This is a genomic window from bacterium (assembly GCA_035529855.1).
In the GTDB taxonomy this organism is placed as follows: Bacteria; RBG-13-66-14; B26-G2; order WVWN01; family WVWN01; genus WVWN01.
In genome coordinates this window covers 1-22,389 of record DATKVX010000049.1, presented here as the reverse complement: position 1 = coordinate 22,389, position 22,389 = coordinate 1, and the positions used below count along the sequence as shown (strand labels likewise).

At 64.0% G+C, this 22,389-nt stretch carries 18 protein-coding genes and 1 tRNA gene; all 19 read left to right on the top strand.

Annotation, left to right across the window (positions count from 1 at the left end; all coding sequences use genetic code 11):
* Positions 1 to 774, top strand: a 774-nt coding sequence (locus VMX79_05730) for a tetratricopeptide repeat protein (GenBank protein HUV86595.1), incomplete at its 5' end; no start/stop codon positions are given.
* A 118-nt stretch (positions 775 to 892) separates the two neighbouring features.
* Positions 893 to 2,296, top strand: coding sequence for a glutamate decarboxylase (locus VMX79_05725; GenBank protein ID HUV86594.1), 1,404 nt, complete (start codon positions 893 to 895; stop codon positions 2,294 to 2,296).
* Between the two features lie 40 nt (positions 2,297 to 2,336).
* On the top strand, positions 2,337 to 3,773 hold the full coding sequence (locus tag VMX79_05720) for an amino acid permease (GenBank protein ID HUV86593.1): 1,437 nt from the start codon (positions 2,337 to 2,339) through the stop codon (positions 3,771 to 3,773).
* Positions 3,774 to 3,824: 51 nt separating this feature from the next.
* Complete coding sequence (locus VMX79_05715; GenBank protein ID HUV86592.1) at positions 3,825 to 4,190, top strand: VOC family protein; 366 nt, start codon at positions 3,825 to 3,827, stop codon at positions 4,188 to 4,190.
* A gap of 302 nt (positions 4,191 to 4,492) precedes the next feature.
* Entirely contained in the window at positions 4,493 to 4,933 is a 441-nt protein-coding gene (locus VMX79_05710; GenBank protein ID HUV86591.1) for a hypothetical protein, read from the top strand.
* A gap of 881 nt (positions 4,934 to 5,814) precedes the next feature.
* Positions 5,815 to 7,317 (top strand): radical SAM protein, encoded by a 1,503-nt coding sequence (locus VMX79_05705; protein HUV86590.1) that lies wholly within the window; start codon positions 5,815 to 5,817, stop codon positions 7,315 to 7,317.
* Positions 7,318 to 7,344: 27 nt separating this feature from the next.
* The gene (locus VMX79_05700) at positions 7,345 to 8,790 is read left to right on the top strand and encodes a radical SAM protein (protein HUV86589.1); all 1,446 of its coding nucleotides are present in this window, start codon (positions 7,345 to 7,347) and stop codon (positions 8,788 to 8,790) included.
* A gap of 44 nt (positions 8,791 to 8,834) precedes the next feature.
* Positions 8,835 to 8,909: transfer RNA gene (locus tag VMX79_05695), tRNA-Arg, on the top strand.
* A gap of 34 nt (positions 8,910 to 8,943) precedes the next feature.
* Positions 8,944 to 9,723 carry a hypothetical protein gene (locus VMX79_05690; protein ID HUV86588.1) on the top strand — a complete coding sequence of 260 codons (780 nt, stop codon included), beginning with the start codon at positions 8,944 to 8,946 and terminating at the stop codon, positions 9,721 to 9,723.
* 60 nt (positions 9,724 to 9,783) lie between these two features.
* On the top strand, positions 9,784 to 11,052 hold the full coding sequence (locus VMX79_05685) for a glycosyltransferase (GenBank protein HUV86587.1): 1,269 nt from the start codon (positions 9,784 to 9,786) through the stop codon (positions 11,050 to 11,052).
* Positions 11,036 to 12,379: a glycosyltransferase gene (locus VMX79_05680; GenBank protein ID HUV86586.1), complete on the top strand. Its 1,344-nt coding sequence runs from the start codon at positions 11,036 to 11,038 to the stop codon at positions 12,377 to 12,379. The genes VMX79_05685 and VMX79_05680 overlap by 17 nt, the downstream gene beginning before the upstream one ends.
* Before the next feature lie 82 nt (positions 12,380 to 12,461).
* Positions 12,462 to 16,943, top strand: coding sequence for a C25 family cysteine peptidase (locus VMX79_05675; protein ID HUV86585.1), 4,482 nt, complete (start codon positions 12,462 to 12,464; stop codon positions 16,941 to 16,943).
* 13 nt (positions 16,944 to 16,956) lie between these two features.
* Positions 16,957 to 17,934 (top strand): PorV/PorQ family protein, encoded by a 978-nt coding sequence (locus VMX79_05670; GenBank protein ID HUV86584.1) that lies wholly within the window; start codon positions 16,957 to 16,959, stop codon positions 17,932 to 17,934.
* A 48-nt stretch (positions 17,935 to 17,982) separates the two neighbouring features.
* Positions 17,983 to 18,186, top strand: a complete 204-nt coding sequence (gene tatA, locus VMX79_05665; GenBank protein HUV86583.1) for a twin-arginine translocase TatA/TatE family subunit — start codon at positions 17,983 to 17,985, stop codon at positions 18,184 to 18,186.
* Between the two features lie 57 nt (positions 18,187 to 18,243).
* On the top strand, positions 18,244 to 19,026 hold the full coding sequence (locus VMX79_05660) for a type III pantothenate kinase (protein HUV86582.1): 783 nt from the start codon (positions 18,244 to 18,246) through the stop codon (positions 19,024 to 19,026).
* A 10-nt stretch (positions 19,027 to 19,036) separates the two neighbouring features.
* Positions 19,037 to 19,822: a hypothetical protein gene (locus VMX79_05655; GenBank protein HUV86581.1), complete on the top strand. Its 786-nt coding sequence runs from the start codon at positions 19,037 to 19,039 to the stop codon at positions 19,820 to 19,822.
* Positions 19,823 to 19,831: 9 nt separating this feature from the next.
* Positions 19,832 to 20,830 (top strand): 2-hydroxyacyl-CoA dehydratase, encoded by a 999-nt coding sequence (locus VMX79_05650; GenBank protein ID HUV86580.1) that lies wholly within the window; start codon positions 19,832 to 19,834, stop codon positions 20,828 to 20,830.
* Between the two features lie 166 nt (positions 20,831 to 20,996).
* Positions 20,997 to 21,464, top strand: coding sequence for a hypothetical protein (locus VMX79_05645; protein HUV86579.1), 468 nt, complete (start codon positions 20,997 to 20,999; stop codon positions 21,462 to 21,464).
* 22 nt (positions 21,465 to 21,486) lie between these two features.
* The coding region (locus VMX79_05640; GenBank protein ID HUV86578.1) for a matrixin family metalloprotease at positions 21,487 to 22,389 on the top strand (903 nt) is incomplete at its 3' end.

The following is a 22,389-nucleotide window of genomic DNA, read 5'->3' as shown; positions in this document are numbered from 1 at the left end:
GGCAAGGCCCTCGCGGCGTTGGCTCGCTACGGTGAGGCGGCCGAGAGCTACCGCCGGGCGATAGAGCTCGAGCCGGCCTACGCCGGGGCGTGGTCGGCCCTTGGCGGCGCGCTGCTGAAGTCGGAGGACTGGGCCGGTGCGGCCGACGCGCTGGCGAAGGCCGTCGAGCTCGAGCCGGAGGACGCCGCCGCCTGGAACAACAAGGGCCGGGCCCACGCGGCGCTCGGGGAATACGGCGTCGCGGCCGAGTGCTACGGCCGCGCCCGCGAGTTGCGGCCCGACGACGAGACTATTAAAGGCAATTACGCCCGCATCCTCGTCGCCGCCGGCGACTACGACCGCGCGCTGGCGCTCGACCCCGGGTTCGCGGGCGCCTGGGCGGCCAAGGCCGCCGCGCATAACCGCGCCGGCGAATACGAGGAGGCTGTCGCGTGCTACGGCCGCGCGCTCGAGTTCGACGCCGAGTTGGTAGACGCGTGGAACAACAAGGGCGCCGCGCTGGCGAAGCTGGAGCGGTGGGAGGAGGCGCTCGCGTGCTTCGAGCGCGCCGCGGCGCTCAAGCCCGACTCGCCGCAGGCCTGGTACAACAAGGCGAACGTCCTCGTCGGCGCCGGCGACTACGAGGGGGCCCTCGCCGCGTACGACCGCGCGCTGGAGGTGAAGCGCGACTACGCCGCGGCCTGGCGCGGCAAGGGAGAAGTACTCAACGCGTTGGGGCGCGCCGAAGAAGCGCTCGAGTGCTTCGACCGGGCCAACGAGTTGGGCGGCGAGTAAGGTCTCGGTTAACCGTACTCGCATGACCGGCTACTACGAAGGCAAACTCGCTGCCGAGCGGCCGCGGCGTCCCAACGTGGGCTTTGCCGGAACGTACCGTAACACAAGGAGGTACGTCATGTTATCGAAAAAGGTCGATATCTTGCAACTAGACGTCTCGAGGAGGGGCCACGCCAGCACGTACAGCACCCGGTACTTCGAAGAGGGCGTGCCGAAGTACGAGGTCCCGGAGGAGGGGATGCCGGCCAACGCCGCGTACGAGCTGGTCCACGACGAGCTCACCCTCGACGGCAACCCGGCGCTCAACCTCGCGACCTTCGTCACTACCTGGATGGAACCCGAAGCCGACAAGCTCATAATGGAAAACATCGGCAAGAACTACATCGACCACTTCGAGTATCCCCAGACCGAGGTCATCCACGAGCGCGTCGTGAACATGCTGGCGCGTTTGTATAACGCGCCGGAGGAGACCACCTTCGCCGGCACGGCCACCGTCGGGTCCTCCGAGGCCATTATGTTGGGCGTATTGGCGCACAAGTGGACCTGGCGGAAGCGGCGCCAGGATAAGGGAGAACCCTGCGACAAGCCCAACATCGTCTTCGGCGCCGACGTCCACGTGAGCTGGGACAAGTTCGCCAAGTACTTCGACGTCGAGCCGCGCATCATACCGATGGAGCCCAACCGCTTCACTATAAACGAGGCGGGGGTGGAGGAGCGCGTCGACGAGAATACCATCTGCGTGGGCGCGATACTGGGCACGACCTTCACCGGCGAGGCCGACCCCATCGAGAAGGTCAACGACCTTCTGGTGGAGATAAAAAAGAAGAAGGGCTGGGACGTCCCGCTCCACGTGGACGCGGCCAGCGGCGGCTTTATAACGCCGTTCGTCAACCCGGAGCTGGTGTGGGACTTCCGCCTGCCGCAGGTCAAGTCCATCAACGTCTCGGGCCACAAGTACGGCCTGGTTTACCCCGGGCTGGGGTGGCTCCTCTTCCGCGACCACGCCGACTTGCCCGGAGATTTGATTTTCTACGTCAACTACCTCGGCGACGAGATGCCGACGTACACGCTGAACTTCTCGCGCGGGAGCGCCATGATACTGGCGCAGTACTACAACCTGCTGCGGCTGGGCCGGCGCGGCTACGCCGGCATCGCGGCCAACGTTCTGGCGAACGCCCGCTACCTTGCCGAGCGGCTGGCCGGCTCGGGTAAGTTCGAGGTATTGAATACGGCCAAACTTCTTCCCATCGTCACCGTGAAGTTGAAGGAGCCGGCGAAGTATACGGTCTTCGACCTCTCGCACAAGCTGCGCGAGCGCGGCTGGATCGTACCGGCGTATACGCTGCCGCCGAACGCGGAGAAAATCGCCATCATGCGCGTCGTAGTGAAGGAGAACTTCAGCCGCGACATGGCCGATATGCTGTACGACGACGTCGTGAAAGCGTGCGGCGTGTTGGAGGGCGCCAAGACGGAGGCGTTGGCGCCGAAGCGGTCGCCGAGAAGAGGACACTTTGTTAACTGAACCGCGCGTAGCCAGAGCGTAAAAGCCGGGGACGGACAAGATGGATGATAATAAAACGCCGCGGCCGAGTCGCCGGGTGCTGAGCGTATTCACGCTCGCGATGGTCAACGTCGCGATGATCGCGAGTTTACGCGGCCTGCCGACGATGGCCGAGTACGGCCTGACGGCGGTGTTCTTCTTCGTCGTGGCCGCGCTGGTATTCCTTATCCCGACGGCGCTCGTCTCCGCGGAGCTCGCGACGGGATGGCCCAAACGGGGCGGCGTCTACGTATGGGTCAAGGAGGCGCTGGGCGCGAGGTGGGGATTTGTAGCTATCTGGCTGCAGTGGCTGCAGAACGTGATATGGTACCCGACGGTGTTGTCGTTCGCCGCGGCCACCTTCGCGTTCGCCATAAGCCCCGCGCTGGCCAACAACAGGTTTTACGCGCTCGCCGTAATCCTCGCGGCCTATTGGGGCGCGACGCTGGTCAACTTCCGCGGCATGAAAACCTCCGGCTGGATAAGCACCGTCGGCGTCATCGGCGGCACGCTGGTGCCCGGGGCGTTGATTATCGGGTTGGGCATAGCCTGGCTCGCGCTCGGCAACCCGTCGCAGCTCGAGCTGAGCGGCGCCGCGTTCGTCCCCGACCTGGGCGGGATGAGCAGCATCGTGCTGGCCGCGAGCACGCTGTTGTTCTTCGCCGGGATGGAGGTTTCGGCTACCCACGCCCAGGAGGTCAAGAACCCCCAACGCGATTACCCCAAAGCGATCCTAATAGCGACTTTGGTAGTGCTCGCCGTCTTCGTCCTCGGCACGCTGTCCATAGCCGTCGTCGTCCCGCGCGAGAAGATAAGCCTCGTCGCCGGCTTGATGCAGGCTTTCACGGCGTTCCTGGATAAATTCCACCTGGCTTGGCTTATTCCGGTAGTTGCGCTGCTCATCGCGTTCGGCGTCTTTGGCCAAATTTCCACCTGGATCGCGGGCCCGAGTAAAGGCCTGTTGGCGGTCGCGCGCCACGGCTTCCTGCCGCCCTTCCTGCAGCGCGTCAACCGCCGCGGCGTCCAGACCCACATCCTCGTCGTCCAAGCGCTCATCGTGACGGCGCTCTCGCTCGTCTTCCTGCTCATGCCGACGGTGAGCAGTTCGTATTGGATCTTGACGGCGCTCACGGCCCAGCTCTACCTCGTGATGTACGTCCTGCTCTTTGTCTCGGCGGTTCGCCTGCGTTATTCGGAGCCCGGCGTAGCGCGCGCCTACAAGGTCCCGGGCGGCAAGTTGGGGATGTGGCTCGTGGCCGGCGTGGCCGTCGCGGCCGCGGCCTTCACCGTCGCCATCGGCTACTTCCCGCCGGCGCAGCTTCAGACCGGCAACGTCTTTTTCTACGAGGCGTTCCTGGCCTTGGGGATGGTAATCGTGTGCGCGGTCCCGCTGCTGGTCTACCGGTTTAGGCGGCCCGGGTGGGCGCGGCCGTCGCCGGAGGAGGAATCTGCCGAATAACTCTTTTCGGTTTCCCGTGCGTTAAACGAGTGAACAAAGGGAGCGATAGTTATGCCAAGGGTAATCCATTTCGAGATTCCGGCCGATGACACCGAACGTGCCGTTAAGTTTTACCGCGAGGTCTTCGGCTGGAAGATAGACAAGTGGGAAGGGCCGGCGGACTACTGGCTCGTTACTACGGGCGAGGAGTCCGAGCCCGGCATCGACGGCGGGATCGAGCGGCGGGGCGAAGGCGACGTTACCCGGAACGTTGTCGAAGTCGCCGACGTCGACGAGTACGTCCGTAAAACCGAGGCGGTGGGTGGTAAGGTCGTCAAACCTAAAACCGCACTGCCGGGCGTCGGCTGGTACGTGTATTGCGCCGATACCGAGGGGAACGTCTTCTGCATGATGCAGGAAGACCCGCAGGCCAAATAGGTCGTGCCGGGCGTGAGCGGCTACTACGACGATAAACTCGCTGCGGCGCGGCTGCGTCGCGTCTACGAGCTCGTCCCCTAAGATAACGTAAGACTCGTTCAGGCCGACGCCGCGCGCCTCGGCTGCCGCGACAACGTCTTCAACGTCGTCGTCGTTAGTATGGAGATAAACAAAGGCCGCGTCAGCATGAACCCGCAGCCGTCGCCGTAATTATTTTTACGCGTTAATAGGCCGGGCCCGCGTCCGGCCTTTTGTTTTGCCTTCGTGGCTTAATGTGCTATAATTTTTTCAAGGAGGTTGCCGTGAAGACGTTCGCCATTATCGCGCTCTCGGCCGCGGCCGCCGCGGCCCTTGCCGCCGGCGAGATAACGATTAAGAACGCGAGCTACGGCACCGTCGCCTACATCGACGAGGACGGGACCGTCAAGAACTCGAGCTACAGCACCCTCGGCTACATTGACGCCGAGACCGGGACCGTCAAGAACTCCTCGTACAGCACGCTGGGGTACGTCGACGGCGACACGGTCAAGAACTCGAGCTACAGCACGCTCGGCTACTACGACGGCGGCACCTTCAAGAACGCCTCCTACAGCACGCTGGGCTATATGGAGAACGGCGTCATCAAGAACAGCTCGTACGGGACCGAGCTTTACTACGACGGCGACGTACGCCCGGGCCGCGTCGAGGCCTTCATGGTCGCCTACTACTTTTTCTTCTATAGGGATTTTTTGGATAACGGTTAATGTTGGAGGTAAGCGAAAACGCGGGCTTATTAAAAAGCTCTCGCGGATTGTTAAAAAGTAGGGGCCGACCTTCAGGTCGGCCTGCCTTGCCGTTGGCGTAGCCGGCGATTTCTCATATTAATAAGTGAATTCGGTGGCCGGGTCTAAAGACCCGGCCCTACGAGACCGACCGTACCGTCAGGTGGTAACACCTGACGGCACTCTGATATGTCGAAACCGGCCGCTTCAGCGGCCGGTGCGTAACCCGCGTAGCCGTTAACCGCCGGTTTCAACCGGCGGTCGATACCGGCGGCGTGGCGGCCGGCCCCAAAGACCCGACCCTACTTCAAGGCGTCGCCCTCCGCATATTATTATAAAGTGGGGCCGACATTCCTGTCGGCCTGTACGGGTGGCGTCGGATGTTACCATCGGTGGGACCGACATTCTTGTCGGTCGTGACGTATAATGGCGGCCGTCAGGTGGTACCACCTGACGGCACTCTGATATGTCGAAACCGGCCGCTTCAGCGGCCGGTGCGTAACCCGCGTAGGCGTTAACCGCCGGTTTCAACCGGCGGTCGATACCGGCGGCGTGGCGGCCGGGTCTAAAGACCCGACCCTACTTCAAGGCGTCGCCCTCCGCATATTATTATAAAGTGGGGCCGACATTCCTGCCGGCCCGTATGAACCCATATAGCGTTCGGTGGCGTCGGGGGTTTTGGTTGGGTGGCGTCGGATGTTACCATCGGTGGGACCGACAGTCCTGTCGGTCGTGACGTACGATAGCGGCCGTCAGGTGGTAACACCTGACGGCACTCTCGGACCTAAAGGTCCGGCCCTACGTTACCCGCTCCCCACGTCTCGCGCCCCACCCGGGCGCCTTTTTTGTTATAATAAATCGCGATGAGCGTAGACGTAATCGGCGTACACCCGTACGGCGTGGACCTGGGCATCCCGGACCGCACGCCGCCGCTCGGCCTGCTGTGGATCGCCGCGGCGCTGGAGCGCGCCGGCTACGCCGTCGCCGTCTACGACGAGCAGGTCGCCGCGGAGAGTTTCGAAAAATTCCTCGAGGCGACGCGGCCCAGGCTCGCGCTGCTGTCCGGGACCTCGCACGGCCGCTTCCGCGCCTTCGACTACGCCTCCGCTATTAAGCAATTCGACCCGTCGGTAACCGTCGCGTACGGCGGCCCGCACGCCTCCTTCACCGCGCCGGAGACGCTCGCGCGCATCCCGGACGTCGACCTGATAGGCCACGGCGAGGGCGAGGACACCTGCCTCGAGCTCGCCGCCTGGAAGGTCCGCGGCGGCGGCCGGCCCGAGGACCTCCGCAAGATAAAGGGCATCACGTACCGCGAGGACGGCGGCCTGGCGACGACGCCCCTGCGCGAGCGGCTGGCAGACCTGGACTCCCTACCGCTGCCGGCGCGGCACCTCGTCCCGATGGGCCGCTACCGCCTGAAGATGGACCTCCTCGGCCTCCCCGGCACGATAATTATGACGTCGCGCGGCTGCCCGATCTGCTGCGCCTTCTGCTCGGAGTCGTTCTTCTTCGGCAAGCGGTACTACACCCGCGGCGCCCGAAGCATCGTCGACGAGGTGGAGCAGCTCGTGACGCGGTACGGCGTCCGCGGCCTCGTCATCTTCGACAGCACTTTTTCGTTAAAACGGAAACACGTCGAGGACTTCTGCGACGAGCTCGAGCGCCGTCGGATAGATATTCCCTGGCAGTGCCAGGTCCGCGTCGACACCGTCGACAAGGCGCTGCTTGCGCGGATGCAGCGCGCCGGGTGCTACACCGTTTGCTTCGGCGTCGAGTCGGCGGACGAGGACGTCCTCGAGTATATCAGCAAGCGCATAACGCTCGCGCGCGCCGTCGACGTCATGAAATGGGCCGACGAGCTGGGCCTCTACACCAAGGTCTCGTTCAGCCTGGGCCACCCGGGCGAGACGTACGAGCAGGCCAAGAAGACCAACAAGTTCGCCCGTACGTACGCGCGCTACATGACGTTCCGCGGCTACAACCCGGGGGTCCGCATATACCCCGGGACGCGCGTCGAGGCGTACGCCCGCGAGCGCGAGCTGCTGCCGCCCGGCTTCGACTGGGCCGCGCCGTACGAGAACGAGGAGAACGAGAAGCTCTTCAAATTGAAAGACAACGTGCCGCTCTTGTTGCAGCCGCAGCTCGGCGTGAGGGAGCTAAGGCGCCTGCGGCTGCGGTTTTTGCTTGGATATATACTTACGCCGCGTTATATTTTGACGAAGGCCGTGCGCGCGGTCCGCGTGGGCGAGGTGCGCCGGCTGTGGCGGGGGCTGTTGCGCGGCCTGGGCTTCAAGGTAAGGCGAGAGGAAGACCGCGTCCGTGACGTGCCGCTGGGGGCGGCCGGCGACGCGGCCAAACGGTAACCGGGAAAAAACCCCAAGGGAGTAAGTATGGGGGCAGGCGTACTCGCGGTGCACCCCCGCGACCCGGACCTTCGATACTTCGAGAAGATGCCGCCGCTCGGGATGTTATGGGTCGGCGGCGAGCTTTTAAGGGCCGGCCACGGCGTCGAGTTCGTCGACCAGCAGGTCGACGCGCGCGAGCCGGCTCGCGTGGCCGAGGAGTTGCGGCCGCCCCTCGCGCTGATAGGCGGCACGAGCCACAGCCGCTTCGCCTCCTTCGAGACAGCTTCCCGCATCAAAGAAGTTTGCCCCAATACTACCGTCGTTTACGGCGGCCCCCACGCCGCGTTCACGGCCGACGACACCCTTCAAAATGTCCCCGCCATAGATATTATCGTCCGCGGCGAGGGAGAGGAAACCTGCCGCGAGTTAGCCGATTGGGCCGGCGCGGGTGGCCGGCCGGAAGATTTGGGTAAAATAAAGGGTATCTCGTACCGCGACGACGGCGAGGTGGTGCATAATCCGCCCAGGCCGGCTATTAAGTATTTGGACGCGCTGGGGCCGCCGGCGCGGGCCCTCGTGCCGATGCCCCGCTACGAGATGAAGATGGATTACCTCGACGACGTACCGGGCGCGTCGATAATGACGGCTCGAGGCTGTCCCATAGGCTGCACGTTCTGCTCGGCGTCGGCGATGTTCGGCTCGAGGTACCGCGCGCGGTCGCCCGCCGCGGTCGCGGACGAAGTCGAGGATTTGATTACGAATTACGGGGCCCGGGGGATAAAGATCTTCGACAGCACGTTCACGCTGAGCCGGCGCCACGTCGAGGGTTTCTGCGACGAGCTCGAGCGCCGCGGCATCGACGTCCCCTGGGAATGCGAAATTCGCGTCGACAACGTCGATAAAGAATTGCTCGCCCGGATGCAGGAGGCCGGTTGCTACTACGTCGACGTCGGCGTCGAGTCCGGCTCGCAGCGCGTTCTCGACTACTGCGTCCGCAAGAGGATTACGCTCGAGGCCGCCGAGCGAGTCCTCCGCTGGTCGAAGGAGCTCGGCCTTTTGACGAAGGTATTCTTCACCCTAGGCCACCCGGGCGAGACGTACGAGGAGGCGAAGGAGACCAACCGCTTTATCCGGCGCAACCGCAAATATATCCGCCTCTTCGGCTACCACGCCGGCGTCAAGATTTACCCGGGCACGTACGTCGAGAAGTACGCTTGGGAGAACGGCCTTATGCCGCCGGGGTTCAGGTGGTCGGCGCCGTACGTGAACGAAGGCCAGCGCAAGCTTTTCCGCCCGCCGGACAATATCCCCATCCTTCTTCAACCGGGCCTGGGGCTCGAGGAGCTGCGGCGTCTGAGGGTCGGCTTTATTTTAATGCGGGTATCGTCGGCGCGGTTCGTCGTCGAGAAAGTAAAAGCGGTACTCAAGGCCGGGGCGGTGGGGAAGTATTTCAGAATCGTGGGGCGGGGTTTACACGGCCGTCGGCACTAGCGCTTGACGCCGTACGTTCTTATCTGTTAAAATAATATGCCAAAGCGCCCGTGGCTCAATTTGGATAGAGCAACGGACTACGGATCCGTAGGTTGGGGGTTCGAATCCCTCCGGGCGCGAACGCGAGGGCCGCGAGAGGCCCTCGTCGCGTATATGCGAAAGACGTTATCCATCGCGGCGGCGGCGCTCGCCCTCACCGCCGGCTGTAGCAACGTCGGCGACAGGCCGCCGGTAGGGGACGGCGGCGCGCCGGCGTACTTCCCCAACGGCGACGGCTCGAGCTGGACCTACGGCTGCCAGCGCTACTTCAACAACGTCCCCTACGGCGAACCTTCGGAGTATACGGAAACCTTCGACGGCGAGGTGGTCGTCGCCGGGCGCGTCGCCCAGCGCCTCGTACGCTTTTCCCCGGGGGTCGACCAATACGAGATCTGTTTCCTCCGCGACGACGACGAGAACTACGTCGAGGGTTTGGGCCGGGAGTTTTACGTCGGCGGCGTTCCCACCGGCGCCGTCTACTTCGACCCTCCTTGGGAATATCTAAAGTACCCCTTACGCGTGAATCGTAGCTGGCTCGAGGCGAAGCAGCAGCGTCTCTCGCCGTTGTGCCTGGGCCTGCCCGCGGACGTAGATAACGACGGCCGCGACGACGCCGTCGACGTGGAGATCGTCTGCCATGTCGTAACGAAAGAGGACCTCGCCATACCCATAGGGACGTTCGAGGGATGTTATAAGGTCCGGCGGACGGTCTACGCCGTGTTCCATATGACGCAAGGCGGCGACGTCGAGCAGAGCTACGTCCAGTACGGCTGGTTTAAACCCCAAAAGGGTTACCTCCAATACGCCGGCGACGAGATGGGCGTTCCCAACGCCGCCCGGTTCACCTTTCTAACGCAGTTGAAATCGTACCACGTCGTCGAACGGGACTTTTAATTAAGGCAATCTGACAGGTATGGCGGGAGGCGGCCGGACGACGCCGGCTTTTTATCTTTTATGCGCGACGTGCTATTCCTCTCGTATTTCTTTCCACCGATGGGCGGCGGCGCCGTCTTGCGGGCGCTCAAGTTCGTCAAATATTTGCCCGCGTTCGCTTGGCGGCCGCTGGTCGTCGCCGGCGCCGGCGGCTACCACGCGTACGACGCGTCGTTGTTGGAGGAGCTGCCGGCCGAGGCGGAAGTGATATGGGCCGGCCGGGGCCGGGATTTCGAGGACGGCGCGGAAGTCGCCCGGGCGTTCGCGCGCCGGCGGCCCGGTTTTTTCGCGAAGGCCGGCCGGAAGGCCGCGTTGACGGCTCGCCGGTTCTTCTCTTTTCCGGACGTCTACGCGAGGTTCGCCCGCCCGGCGACGCGCGCGGCGCGGCGTCTTCTCCAGCGTTCCCCCGTAAAACTTATTTTTTCTACCGCGCCCCCTTTTACGTCGCACGTCGCGGCCGCGGCGCTGGCGCGCGAGGCCGGTGTCCCGTTAATTTTGGACTACCGCGACGCCTGGGCCGACAACCCTTTCGCGGCGTTCCCTACGGCCTTCCATCGCCGGCGGGCGCGCCGGGCGGAGGGCCGCGTGCTCGAGCAGGCCGCGGCCGTCGTCGCCGTCACCAGCGGTATGGCGGACGCGTTCCGGCGTCGCCTCGGGGAAAACGTCCCGGCGCGATTCGTACCCAACGGCTACGACGAGGCCGATTTCGAGGGGGCGGAAGTCGCGCCGGCCGGGCCCTTCACGGTGGCGTACGCCGGGCAGTTCTACCCGGGGCGTATGCCGTGGACGTTCCTGCGGGCGGCGTCGGCGTTCGCGGCGAAACGGCGTTTAAGCGGCGACGATTTCCGCGTCCTGTTCCTGGGGCCGATGCCGCGCGCGGTCCGCGCGGGGATGGATAGGTACGGCGTCCGGGTGGAGGCGACGGGCTTGCTGAGCCACGGCGACGCCGTCCGGGCCGTACGCGCCGCGGACGTAAATTTATTAATTATCGGTTCGCAACCGGGCGCCGGCGCGACGTTGACCGGCAAGATCTTCGAGTACCTCCGCGCCGGCCGGCCTATACTGGCGCTCGTGCCGCCGGACGGCGAAGCCGCGGCGCTCGTCGAAGAGTTCGGCGCCGGGGCGGTCGTGGAGCCGGACGACGCCCAGGGAGCGGAAGCCGCGTTGGCGAGGCTTTACGACGGACGCTCGACGGCCCCGGGCGCCGTGCCGGCGGGGCTCGCGCGCTTCGAGAGGCGGAACCTGGCGGCGCAGCTGGCCGCGTTATTCGACGATGTCGCGGGACCGTAGTAAGCGGATACTTATCGTAGCTCACAACTTCCCGCCGCTCGCCAGCGGCGGCGTGCACCGGCCCGTCAAGTTCGCCCGCTACCTGCGCGAACGCGGCTGGGAGGTCGACGTATTAACCGTAAAGAATATCCGCTATCACGCGTACGACCCGTCGCTGCTGGACGAGCTGGAGGGCGTCGCCGTCTACCGCGCCGGAAGCCTCGAGCCGTTGCGCCTCAGCCGGCTGCTGGGGTGGCGTCCGCCGCTACCGCCGCCGCGGCTGGATAGCTTCGCCGACGCAGAGCGGTATTGCCGCGAAGGAGCGGGGGCCCCGGCACGGAAGGCCGGCCGCGTATATCATACGCTGGCGCGCCACCTCTTCGTCCCCGACGAGCAAATAGGGTGGCTGCCTTTCGCCGCGGCGAAGGCGTTCCGGCTTCACCGGCGGCGTCGGTACGACGTCGTGTTGACGACGTCGCCTCCGGAATCCTGTCACCTCGTCGGCCTGAAGCTGAAGATCTTGACGGGGCGGCCGTGGGTCGCGGACTTCCGCGATTTGTGGAGTACGCACCACCTCCGCCGGGGCCTTTTCTTCATAAATAAGTTGTTGCATCGGGGGTTGGAGAAATGGGTGTTGCGGGCCGCCGACGGCGCCGTCGCCAACACGGCGGCGATGGCCCGGAATTTCGTCGAGGCGGGGGTGCCGGCGGGGCGGACGCTGACGTTGCCCAACGGTTTCGACCCGGCCGATTTCGGCGCGCCGCTGGCCAAGGCGGGGAGCGGCGATTTCGTCGTCGTCCACAACGGTTCGTTCCGCGGCGGCCGGCGCGCGCGGCCGCTGCTGGAGGGGTTCGCGCTGGCGCGGGAGCGCGACGGCGACTTCGCGGCCCGGGCGAAGCTCTATATGCTGGGCATAAGCCGCGCCGACGACGTGCGGGCGGCGGAGGACCTGGGGTTGAGGGGCGCGGCCTTCGCGGTCGGTTACGTCCGCCACGCGGACGCGCTGCGGGCGTGTTTGGGGGCCGACCTGCTCGCGCTGGCGATGGCCGCCGAGGAGGGGCCCGCGCTGGTCCCGGGCAAACTCTACGAATACCTGGGCGTCGGGCGCCCGTTGTTCGCCGCCGTTCCCGAAGGCGAAGTACGCGACGTTATCGCTAAGGCGACGCGGGGAGCCGTCGTCGTCGGGCCCGAGGATACGGAAGCGATAGCCGACGGCCTGGTGGAAGCGTTCGGGGCGTGGCGGCGGGGCGGCATAAAATATGAAACGGAACCGGCGGTAGTTTCCACTTATAATAGGCAAACACAGCTCGAGACGTTGGCCTCTTTCTTAAAGGATATATTGCAGTAGGTTAATTTGCCTTGCTATTTCGGCCCCGGTATGATAGTTTTTCGCCGTTTTAAATAAAGACGGCGTTAAGATGAGAGGAAATATGCGACGTGCTATTTTAGCTGTTTTGATACTGGGAGCTGTGGCGTGGGCGGCGGGTCCGGAAGCAGTTGCCCCGGCACCGGCGTCGGTGCCGTCGCCTGCGGCGGGCCCGCCGGTAGCGCCTTCGCCGGCCTCCGCCGGGGCCGCCGATAGGCCCGTAACGCCGGCGACCGTAACTTCCGGGGCGCCGGGGGACACTTCCTCGGCCGACGTAGGCGAAGTAGTCCTGCTCTCCTCCGGCGAGGGCGGTTGCACCTTCGAGGTTACCGTCCCCGAGCCCGGCGTTTCTAAGGTGGAGGCCGGCGGCCGGCGCTTCGAGAGGTATTCCTTACCGTACTTCGCGGCGGCGGGCGAAGCCGGCGAGCCGGAATTGCTCGTACGTCGGGTCCGCGTAGCGGCGCCCCCCGAGGCGCTCGTCTCGGTCGAGCTCGAGAGGGCGTCGTTCGACGTGCGGACGGGGGTTAACTTGTACCCGCGGCCGCGGCTCGAGGTCGAGGAACGGCACGGCGAGCAGACCTTGGAAGAGGTATTCACTTTAGACGCGAAGGCATACCGCGAAGGTACTTACCCCGCCAAGCTCGCCGAGCTCGAGGGCGAGGACGTAATGCGCGGCTACCGGTTGTTGTCTGTAGCGGTTTACCCCTACCAATACCAACCGGCGACCGCCACGCTGAGGGTGGTTAAAAGCGTAGTCGTACGGGTATCGTTCCGCGGCGGCGTCCGCCGACCTAACGCCCGGTACCCCGCGCGCCCCGCCGAGGACGGCATCTTCACCCGCGTCATCCCCGCCGTGGTCCTCAACCGCGAGGTGGCGTCGCGGTGGCCTTTCGCCGGCGGCATCGCTCCCGCCAAGGACGGCGATATTTGGGCCACGGCCTTCGCCGATAAACCGGCGTTGAAGGTAGTGGTAGAGGAGGAGGCGTTGTACCGGCTGGGGTACGCCGAGCTCAAAACGGCCGGCTTCCCGGTGGACACCCTCAACCCCGCCAACTTGCGCTTTTTCACCGGCCCCGCTGAACGCCTGCCCCGCGATTTCAACTACGAGCCGCCGGGTCTGACCGAGCTCCCGATTTACGTGGCCGGTCAGGAAGACGGCCGGTTCGACGCGGGTGATTACGTGGAGTTCTACGGCCACGGCTGCGACTTCTTCGAACACGTCGAACCGGGCGAAAACGGCTCGCAGGAATTCTCCAAGAACCGGTTCACGAGGTATAATTTCTATTGGCTCGTGGCGGACGCGGTGCCCGGGAAGAGGACGGTACCCTCGGCCGTCGCGCCCGCGGGCGGGGCGAAACCCGCTTACTTCTGGGACCGCATCCGTCTCGAGGAGGACAACCAGGACGTGGCCGAGACCGAGACGCAAATACAGCAAGAAGACGAATATTGGTATTGGCGCGTATTCAACGCCCCGACCGGGAAATCCCGCGAAAAGTCTTTTACGCTGAAGGACCCGGTCAACGACAAGGGCGCGCCTCAGACGTACTTCCAGATGATGGTCCGCGAGCAAAAGGGTTTACCGGAAAGCAACGGGCCCCACCATACCCTCGTATATTTAAACTACCCGGATAATAACCATATAATAATCGAAAGAGACGGATATACCGCGGACGACGAGACGTACTTCCACGACCGATTCCCCAGTACGTACCTCGTCGATGGCCAAAACGATATCTACTTCGAGGAGAAGGGGGACCGGGCGCCCATCGACTTCATAATGCTCGACCACTTCGAGTTCGAATACCCGCGGCACTTCCGCGCGTACCAGGATTATCTCCATTTCTCCAATCCGCCCGGTACGAACGGCAAGGTCCTCTTCGAGGTTCCCGGCTTTACCACCGACGACCTGGTAGTCTACGACGTTACGCGAGGCCGGAAGCTGACGGTTTTCGAGGTTAAGGCCGAGGGAAACGAGTACACGCTTCGGTTCACGGACGATGTTCCGTCGGGCCAGTGCTGGTACGTTGCCGCGTCGTCGACGGCGGCCGACCGCGCGCCGCGGGATATGTATCTGGACGCGGGCTCGAAGCTGCGCGACTTCGACGAGAACGTCGACCTTATCGTCGTCGTTTACGACGGTTATTACGACAACGTGATGCCGTTGGTCAACTTACGCCGGGCCGCGGGCCTTAACGTACTCGTCGCCCGCGTTACGGACGTCTACGACGAGTATTCGTGGGGATTGTACGACCCGGGCGCGATACGGTCGTTGGTAAAGGACCTTTATCGCAGGGCCATCTACCGCCCGGGCGGCGAGCTCCCCGACCATCTCCTTTTGGTGGGAGATGCCTACAAGGACCATCGAGACAACTACGACAATTTCACCGACCGCAAGCTATGGCGCGAGTTCGGCCGCAACCAGGTTCCGACCTACTACGTCAATACGCAGTCGAACGGCCGCTCCGCCTCGGACAATTATTTCATCGCCATGAGCGTCGGCCTCGCTCCGGACCTGGCCGTAGGCCGCCTTTCCGCGCCGTTCGACGATAACATCGACGCCATCGTGGAAAAAACCGTAGCGTACGAGCGACACCCGGCCAACGGTCCGTGGAACAGCCGCCTTATCCTCGTCGCGGATAACGACGATAAGACCGAATCCGAGGGGGGGGGCGGCTTCTTCACGCGCGACAACGAAGACATCGAGACCAATTACACCCCCTTGGGCTTCGAGGTCCATAAGGAAAACATCGAGTGGTTGAACCGCCGATTCCCCGACTATGAGCATAAAAAAAGCTTCGACTATATGAACCGCGGCGAGCGCCAATATTGGGTCGACAGGATTATGAAGCCCGACTTCCTCAAGGGTTTTAACGGCATTATAATGCACTACTCCGGCCACGGCGGCCCCGAGGTTTGGTCCCACGAGAACCTGTTCCTCCATCATAAAGATAGACCCCCCATCGACGACGTCGACGCCCTCGAGAACGGCCCGTACTTGCCCGTCATCATACAATGCTCTTGTTCGACCGCCTATTTCGACCTGTGGACATGGCAGGAGGGCGACCCGTTGGATTTCGGCCAGTCGATCAGCGAATACATCCTGCAAGCGCCCCGTAACGCCGGCGTGGCGGCCCTGGGTTCGACTCGCCTCGGGACCGAGGGGGGGCAACACGATTTCCTCCAAAGTTTTTACGGATACGTCTTCCCGAACAAGAGGGCGCGGGCGAACGGCGTGACGGTGGGCGAAGCTCACTTGGTGGGGAAGGTAGAAAGCGGCGGGGCGATACGTGACATGTTCGTCTTGCTCGGCGACCCGTCGTTGACGCTCGCGACGCCGAGGCCGGGGTTGAAGTTAACCCCTCATAAAACGCGGGTGAAACGGGGCGAGAAGCTCAACGTTGTGGGCACGTTACCGGGCAACTTCAACGGGAAAGCCGTAGTACAACTTTTCGACCGGCCTTGGTATTTCTATGACGCCGACGATTTGAAAAAAGACATCTTCCGGGAACGTTTACTCACCGCGGCCGAAGTGGAGGTCGTAAACGGCCGCTTCGAGGCCGCGTTGGTCGTGCCGACGGTACCCGTCAACCCCACGCCCAGCTTCGACGCCGGCCCGGCCGTCGCTGTCGGAGAAGCCGCTTCGGCGATGGCGGTTCCCGCGGCGGCCGATAGCGCGGCCGCGGCCGCGGCGGACGGAGCCCCGCCGGCGCCGGCCGTGGCGTCGCCGTACCGCTTCTCGTCGCTCGCGCCGGTGGCGGAGGACGGCGTAATTTACGTTAAAGGCCTCGCCTACGGCGCGGGCTTCCGGCAAGTATACGTTTGCAACGAGGCCGTGACCGTCAACGTCGTGGGCGAAGTCAGCTCCGGCGACAAAGTAGGCCCGGATATCGATATCTACCTGAACGATTATTCGTTCCGCAGCGGCGACCCCACCGGGCCGAACCCTACGCTTTTAGTGGACGTACGGGACGAGAACGGCGTCCTCATCGCGCGCAACCTCGAGGCCATAGACAAGGACGCGGGCGAGAAAACTTTCGTACCGTTCTACGCCCGGCTGAGCAAAAGCGGCGGAGCCGAACCGACGGTACTCGACCTGACTTATTACTACAAAGCCGAAGTGGGCGATTACCGCGCCGGCTCGGTCGAGAAAAAGATCCCGCTGGCCGACGGTTTGAATAACGTCGCCGTAACGGCGCACGACAACCTGGGCAACAAGAGCGAGCGCAAAATCCAGTGCGTCGTGAGCGGGGCCTTAGGCTTGGCGGATATCATGAACTGCCCGAACCCGTTCCGGGACGATACCTACTTCACGTTCGTCTCCTCGAGCGACATCGACAGCCTGGTTATCAAAATCTACACCGCCACCGGCCGTTTGATACAGAAGTTGGAAACCGGCGGCTTGCCGGCGGGTTACAACCAGATCCGCTGGGACGGCCTCGACGGCGACGGCGACCGCATCGCGAACGGCGTTTACTTCTATAAAATTATCGCCCGGGCCGGCGGCCAGAAGATCGTTGCCCGGCAGAAGATGTTTAAACTGAGGTAGCGTGGTAAACGATATGAGACCGTTAATAATTACCGCGGCCCTTCTCGCGATAGCGGCGGCGAGCGCAAATGCCGACGAAAATAAATACGCCGCCGATTGGATGACGTACGGCGCCGGCGCCCGGGCGCTGGGGATGGGCGGCGCGTTCGTCGCCGTAGCCGACGACGCTACGACCCCCTATTGGAACCCCGCCGGGATGCCCGGAGTGGAGCGCGCCGCCTTCTCGGCCATGCACTCCTACACCTTCAACGGCCTCGCCGCGTACGACAGCATTTACGGCGCGTACAACCTCGGCAAGTACGGCGCCGTGGGCGGCGGCTTGTTGATGTGCGCCGTCGACGGCATCCCCATAACCGAGTGGAACGACCCCCAGTCGCCGAACAAACGGCCGGTATTGAAGGGGTACGCGAACTCGGGGGATTACGCCCTATACGGCTCGTACGGCCGGAAGTTGTGGCCCAAATTTAACGTCGGCGCGAGCGGCATCTTCATAATCGGGCGCCACCTGGGCGACTTCGAGGAGGAAGCCGATTCATCCGGCCAGGCGCTGGACGTCGCAGCCAAGGCCGGCCCGTTCGGGCCGTTTACCGTCGGCGTGAACGTCCAAAATATTTATTCGAATTTAAAATGGGATACCGGTAAGAAAGAAACCATTCCCACGAACGTCAAATTGGGCGGAGCGTACCGCCGCGCGGTGGCGAAGTGGGACAGCGAATTTACGCTGGCGGCGGACTGCAACGTCAAGTTCGCGGGCTACGACTTCGCGTCTCAGCTCGCCGCGGGCGACGCGAGCTTCGACTTCTGCGGGGGCGCGGAGTGGTGGTACCGGCGGACGGTGGCGTTGCGGCTGGGCAGCGAGCGTTCCGCCTTCGCCGGCGGCGTGGGCCTCGCGGTGAGGGCGCTCGGCGCCTCCTTCGGCGTCGACTACGCTTTCCTCTCCGACACCGGGCTCGAGCCCAGCCATCGGGCGTCGGTCTCGGCCGCCTTCTAGCGCGGCGCCCGGAGCCCCGCAACCCACAACATACAGGGGTTGATAAAAATGTTCGGTTCTATAGGCATACAGGAAATTTTACTTATCCTACTAATAGCGCTGCTTTTATTCGGCGCCAAACGCCTGCCGGAGATAGGCCGGGGCCTGGGCAAGGGTATTCGCGAATTCAAAAAGGCCTCGCGGGACATTAGCGGTAAAATTACCGAAGAAGCGGAAGACAAGGAGCCGGGGAAGAACGAATCAACGTCGTAAACCGGCGGCGCGGGAAATCCGGCGGGCGCCGCTTCCTCCAATTTAACTCCGTAACTTATGGGCGAAAAATTGCTCGCGCTCGACGTGGGCAACACGTCTATCGCCGGCGGGTATTTCGTCGGCGGCCGCTTCGGTTTTCACGTCGACGTCTCGAGCGACCTGTTGCGCACCGCGGACGAATACGGCGCGCAATTACGCCATTTGGTGGAGCTGAACGGCGGCGACGCGACGGCGTTGCCGTCGGTGATGTGCTCGGTGGTGCCGCCGCTCACGTCGCGCCTGGCCGCGGCGCTGGAGAAATATTTCGGCGTCGCGCCGGTGGTAGTGGGCGACGACTACGACGCGTTGGGCATCGAGGTCCGCTACGAGAACGTGGCGGAGGTGGGCCCGGACCGCGTCGTCAACGCCCTCGCGACGCGCGAGCTGTACGGCGCGCCCGCTATAGCGGTGGATTTCGGAACGGCGACCACGTTCGACGTCGTGGCCGCCGACGGCGCGTACGTGGGGGGCGTTATCGCGCCCGGCGTAGTTATTTCCGCCCAAACCCTGTTCGCCGGGGCGGCCCGGCTCGGCGCCGTCGAGTTCACGATGCCGTCGCGGGTGGTGGGCCGGAACACCGACGAAGCGCTTCGGGCCGGCATCATCCTGGGGGCGGCTCGAGCCGCCGACGGGATAGTCGAGGCGGTGAGGGAGGAGAGGGGGGAGCGCGGCGCCCTGGTCGCGACCGGCGGCCTGGCCAACGTGGTAGCTCCCGTCATGAAGACGGCGCCGCGCGTCGACCTGGACCTGACGTTGAAAGGGCTCGCGCGGTCTTATGAGCGGTTGGGCGGCGCGACGTAAGATGGAGACTATGAGACGTCGTACGGTCATTTGGCTCGCGGCGGCCGTCCTTATTTCCACGGCCGCGTGCCGCCGCGGCGGGGAAGAGGGCGCCGGGAGCGCGGCCCCGGCGGAAGGGTATACGCCGCCGCCGGTGGAATACGTCGTCGGCAGAATGAACGTGGACGACGAAGCCGCGGAGCCGTCGGTGCGGATGAACATAGCCGTCGACCCGTCGACGCCGACCAAGGATATCGAGCGGCTTTTGAACTACTTCGACAGGGAGCGGTACGACGGGTACGATGTCGTCTGGGTGGACGTCTACTTCGACGCGGCCAAGGCGCGTTCGCCCGAGGCGGATACGCTGGCGCTGGTGGCGACGCTGCGCGTGAACCGTCCCGGGTTCCGCGAGCTCAAGCTCTCGGAAGATCTATTGGAGCCGGAGGGTACGACCGGCGGCCGACCCGAAGTCACCACCCAGACCGAAGAGACGCTATACCTCGGCCGGCGCGGCCGGATGTTCGGCTCGAATAAGCAGGCGCAAACACTCGTCGACCTGATGGAAGATAAACCCGGCTACGCCATATACCGCGTCGTTTGGCAAAGCCCCGGCAACACCGAATTAACGTACAGCGTCGAGCAGGAGATGTTGGTACGCGTACGGTCCGGCGTATCGCGGGAAACGTGGACCGAGATGTCGTACGAGGGCGTGAAACGCGCCGCGCGCGGAGCCGGCTTCGGCGGTAAGCGGCGCCACGGCGCCAACTACGTCTACATTCGGGAGGCGGGGGGCGAAGCCGGACGCGGAGGTGAGTGACGCCCTAGCTTGCTTGCGCGCGACGTATGCGTCGGCATCACGACGACCCTCCCCATCGAGGTCCTTTGGGCGGCGGGTCGCGCGCCGGTAGACCTCAATAATTTATTCATAGCGCGCGGCGACGCCGAACGCGCGCTGCTGGAGGCCGAAGCGGTAGGTTTCCCGCGTAGTACCTGCGCCTGGGTAAAAGGTATCTACGCGACCGTCAAGGCCGAGGGTTTGGCGCGCGTCGTCGTCGTGACGGGCGGCGACTGTTCCAACGCCGCGGCGCTGGGCGAGGTCCTGGCGGACGAGGGCGTCGACGTCGTCACGTTCGCGTTCCCGGCTGAACCCGAACGCCGGGCGATGGCCCGGGAAATAGAAAAGCTCGCCCGCCGATTCGAAACGACCGTCGGCGCGGCCGAAGAGGTATTCGCGCGGCTTTCCCGGAGCCGGGCGCTCCTGGCGGAGATGGACGAGCTGACGTGGCGCGAGGGCGCCGTGTCCGGCCGCGAGAACTTCGACTGGCTGCTGAAAGCGTGCGACTTCGGCGCCGGGGCGGAAGAATTTGAAGAGAAAGCCGCGCGGTTTTTGGCGGAAGCGCGGGGCCGGCGCGGGCAAACCAAGCGCGTGCGGCTGGGCGTGGCCGGCGTTCCCCCCATCAACGACGACCTCTTCGAGTTCCTGGAGGGCCTGGAGGCCGCGGTCGTATTTAACGAGCTGCCGCGGCAATTCGCGCTTTTGGCGGGCGGCGACGACCTGGCCGACGCGTACACACGTTATACCTACCCCTACGGCGCCGGGCCGCGCATAGCCGACATATTGAGAGAGGCGGAACGCCGCGACGTACACGGCCTGGTGCATTACGTCCAATCCTTCTGCTACCGCGGGATCCAGGACATTCTCGTACGCCGCGCGGTTTCTATTCCGGTGTTAACGTTGGAGGGGGAGCGGCCCGGGCCGCTGTCGGCGCAGCAGCGGCTTAGGCTCGAGACCTTCGTCGAGATGTTGGCCGGCGACGCGCACTGACGGCGTCGGGCGAGCCGTTTGGTCGCGGTTGCGGCGAACGGAAAGCAGCGCCGGGGGCCCGGCTAGTCATCTCCTAAATTAGAAGAAAAGATGAGGAGTATTATTTGACACCGGCGGCGAATTAGGTTATAATGATATTAATAATCATTATCAATAGGAGGTTTGGATGCGGAAAAAGGTTTTAGGGCTCGCGGCTTTGCTCGCGACGTGTGTCGCAACGGCGTCGGCGGCGATGCTGCCCATTACGACCGCCGAGCTGGCGGGCCACGCAACGTTGGTCGTTGCCGGGACGGTACAAGACGTTACGTCGTACCCGCCCGACGCCGCCGGGATAATTTATTCCGAGGCGGAGGTCCGCGTAAGCGACGTCGTCGTAGGCGCGACCGCGGCCGAGTACGTTACGGTGCGGTACATAGGCGGCGAATACGCCGGCCTGGCGCTCGTAATTATGGAGGAGCCGACGTTCGAGGTAGGCGAAGATGTGGTCGTATTCCTCGCCCCCGCCGAGGGCGGCGGGTTCAAATGCCCGGACGGCGCCCAGGGTAAAATGTCGGTGGTCGACGGAACCGTTCTGCCGGCCGGAAAGACGTTAAACGAATTCTTTGCCGAAGTGGCGGCGGCCGCGAGCCGTTAGGCCCTGCGCGAAAGGTGGTTACGTGAAAAAGGTATTTTTGGTCGCTCTGATAATCGCCGTAGCGGCCCCGGCGTTCGGCTACAAGGTCTTCTATTACGGCGGCAAGATATGCAAGCACGGCAAAGAGCAGATCCCCTGGACGGTGAGGTTCAACAACCTCGGCACGCCGGATTGCGATAACGAGTTTACCGCGCTCGCGGCGGCGCTCAATACCTGGTCGAACGTACGGTGCCAGTGGTACCGCAATAGACGCGGCGCTAATACGAGCACGTTAAACACGGGCTTAGACGGCATCAATCTTTGCGTGTGGTACGAGCCCGGCTACTCGGGCCAGGGGCCCTGGCCGTGGGCGACGGGCGCTATCGCCGTGAACATCTTCTGGCTCCAGGACGCGGGTACGTTCTATAGGGTAGTCGAAAACGACGTATGCTTTAACGGCCATAACTTCAAGTGGTCCGACAAGGGCGAAGCTTTTCGTATGGACGTTCAGAACATCGCGACCCACGAGTTCGGCCACAACCTCGTACTCGCCGACCTGTACGACCCGGAATCCCGGGAATTCACCATGTACGGCTATTCCTCCGCGGGCGAAACGAAGAAGCGCACGCTGGAGGGCGACGACAAAAGGGGCATCCGCTTCATATACGGCAGCGACGAGATTATGCTCGAGTCGTTCGCGGCGACGGCGCGCGAGGGCCGGGTGCTGGTGACGTGGAAGGTCTCGCGGGAAGTGAACCACGCCGGCTACAACCTCTACCGCTTGGAGGACGTGGGCGGCGCCGCGGACTACGTGAAGTTGAACCGGGCGCTGGTCGTCGGGCGGTCGCCGTACGAGTTCGAGGACGGCGGCGTGAAAGCGGGCGCGGCCTACAAGTACCTGCTGGAGGCGGTGGACCTGAGCGGCGGCAAGGAGCGGTTCGGGCCG

Excerpts from the sequence above, each read along its gene's own strand:
- VMX79_05725 (HUV86594.1), top strand. The coding sequence starts at position 893 with ATGTTATCGAAAAAGGTCGATATCTTGCAACTAGACGTCTCGAGGAGG.
- VMX79_05720 (HUV86593.1), top strand. The coding sequence starts at position 2,337 with ATGGATGATAATAAAACGCCGCGGCCGAGTCGCCGGGTGCTGAGCGTA.
- VMX79_05715 (HUV86592.1), top strand. The coding sequence starts at position 3,825 with ATGCCAAGGGTAATCCATTTCGAGATTCCGGCCGATGACACCGAACGT.
- VMX79_05705 (HUV86590.1), top strand. The coding sequence starts at position 5,815 with ATGAGCGTAGACGTAATCGGCGTACACCCGTACGGCGTGGACCTGGGC.
- VMX79_05700 (HUV86589.1), top strand. The coding sequence starts at position 7,345 with ATGGGGGCAGGCGTACTCGCGGTGCACCCCCGCGACCCGGACCTTCGA.
- VMX79_05690 (HUV86588.1), top strand. The coding sequence starts at position 8,944 with ATGCGAAAGACGTTATCCATCGCGGCGGCGGCGCTCGCCCTCACCGCC.
- VMX79_05685 (HUV86587.1), top strand. The coding sequence starts at position 9,784 with ATGCGCGACGTGCTATTCCTCTCGTATTTCTTTCCACCGATGGGCGGC.
- VMX79_05680 (HUV86586.1), top strand. The coding sequence starts at position 11,036 with ATGTCGCGGGACCGTAGTAAGCGGATACTTATCGTAGCTCACAACTTC.
- VMX79_05675 (HUV86585.1), top strand. The coding sequence starts at position 12,462 with ATGCGACGTGCTATTTTAGCTGTTTTGATACTGGGAGCTGTGGCGTGG.
- VMX79_05670 (HUV86584.1), top strand. The coding sequence starts at position 16,957 with ATGAGACCGTTAATAATTACCGCGGCCCTTCTCGCGATAGCGGCGGCG.
- tatA (HUV86583.1), top strand. The coding sequence starts at position 17,983 with ATGTTCGGTTCTATAGGCATACAGGAAATTTTACTTATCCTACTAATA.
- VMX79_05660 (HUV86582.1), top strand. The coding sequence starts at position 18,244 with ATGGGCGAAAAATTGCTCGCGCTCGACGTGGGCAACACGTCTATCGCC.
- VMX79_05655 (HUV86581.1), top strand. The coding sequence starts at position 19,037 with ATGAGACGTCGTACGGTCATTTGGCTCGCGGCGGCCGTCCTTATTTCC.
- VMX79_05645 (HUV86579.1), top strand. The coding sequence starts at position 20,997 with ATGCGGAAAAAGGTTTTAGGGCTCGCGGCTTTGCTCGCGACGTGTGTC.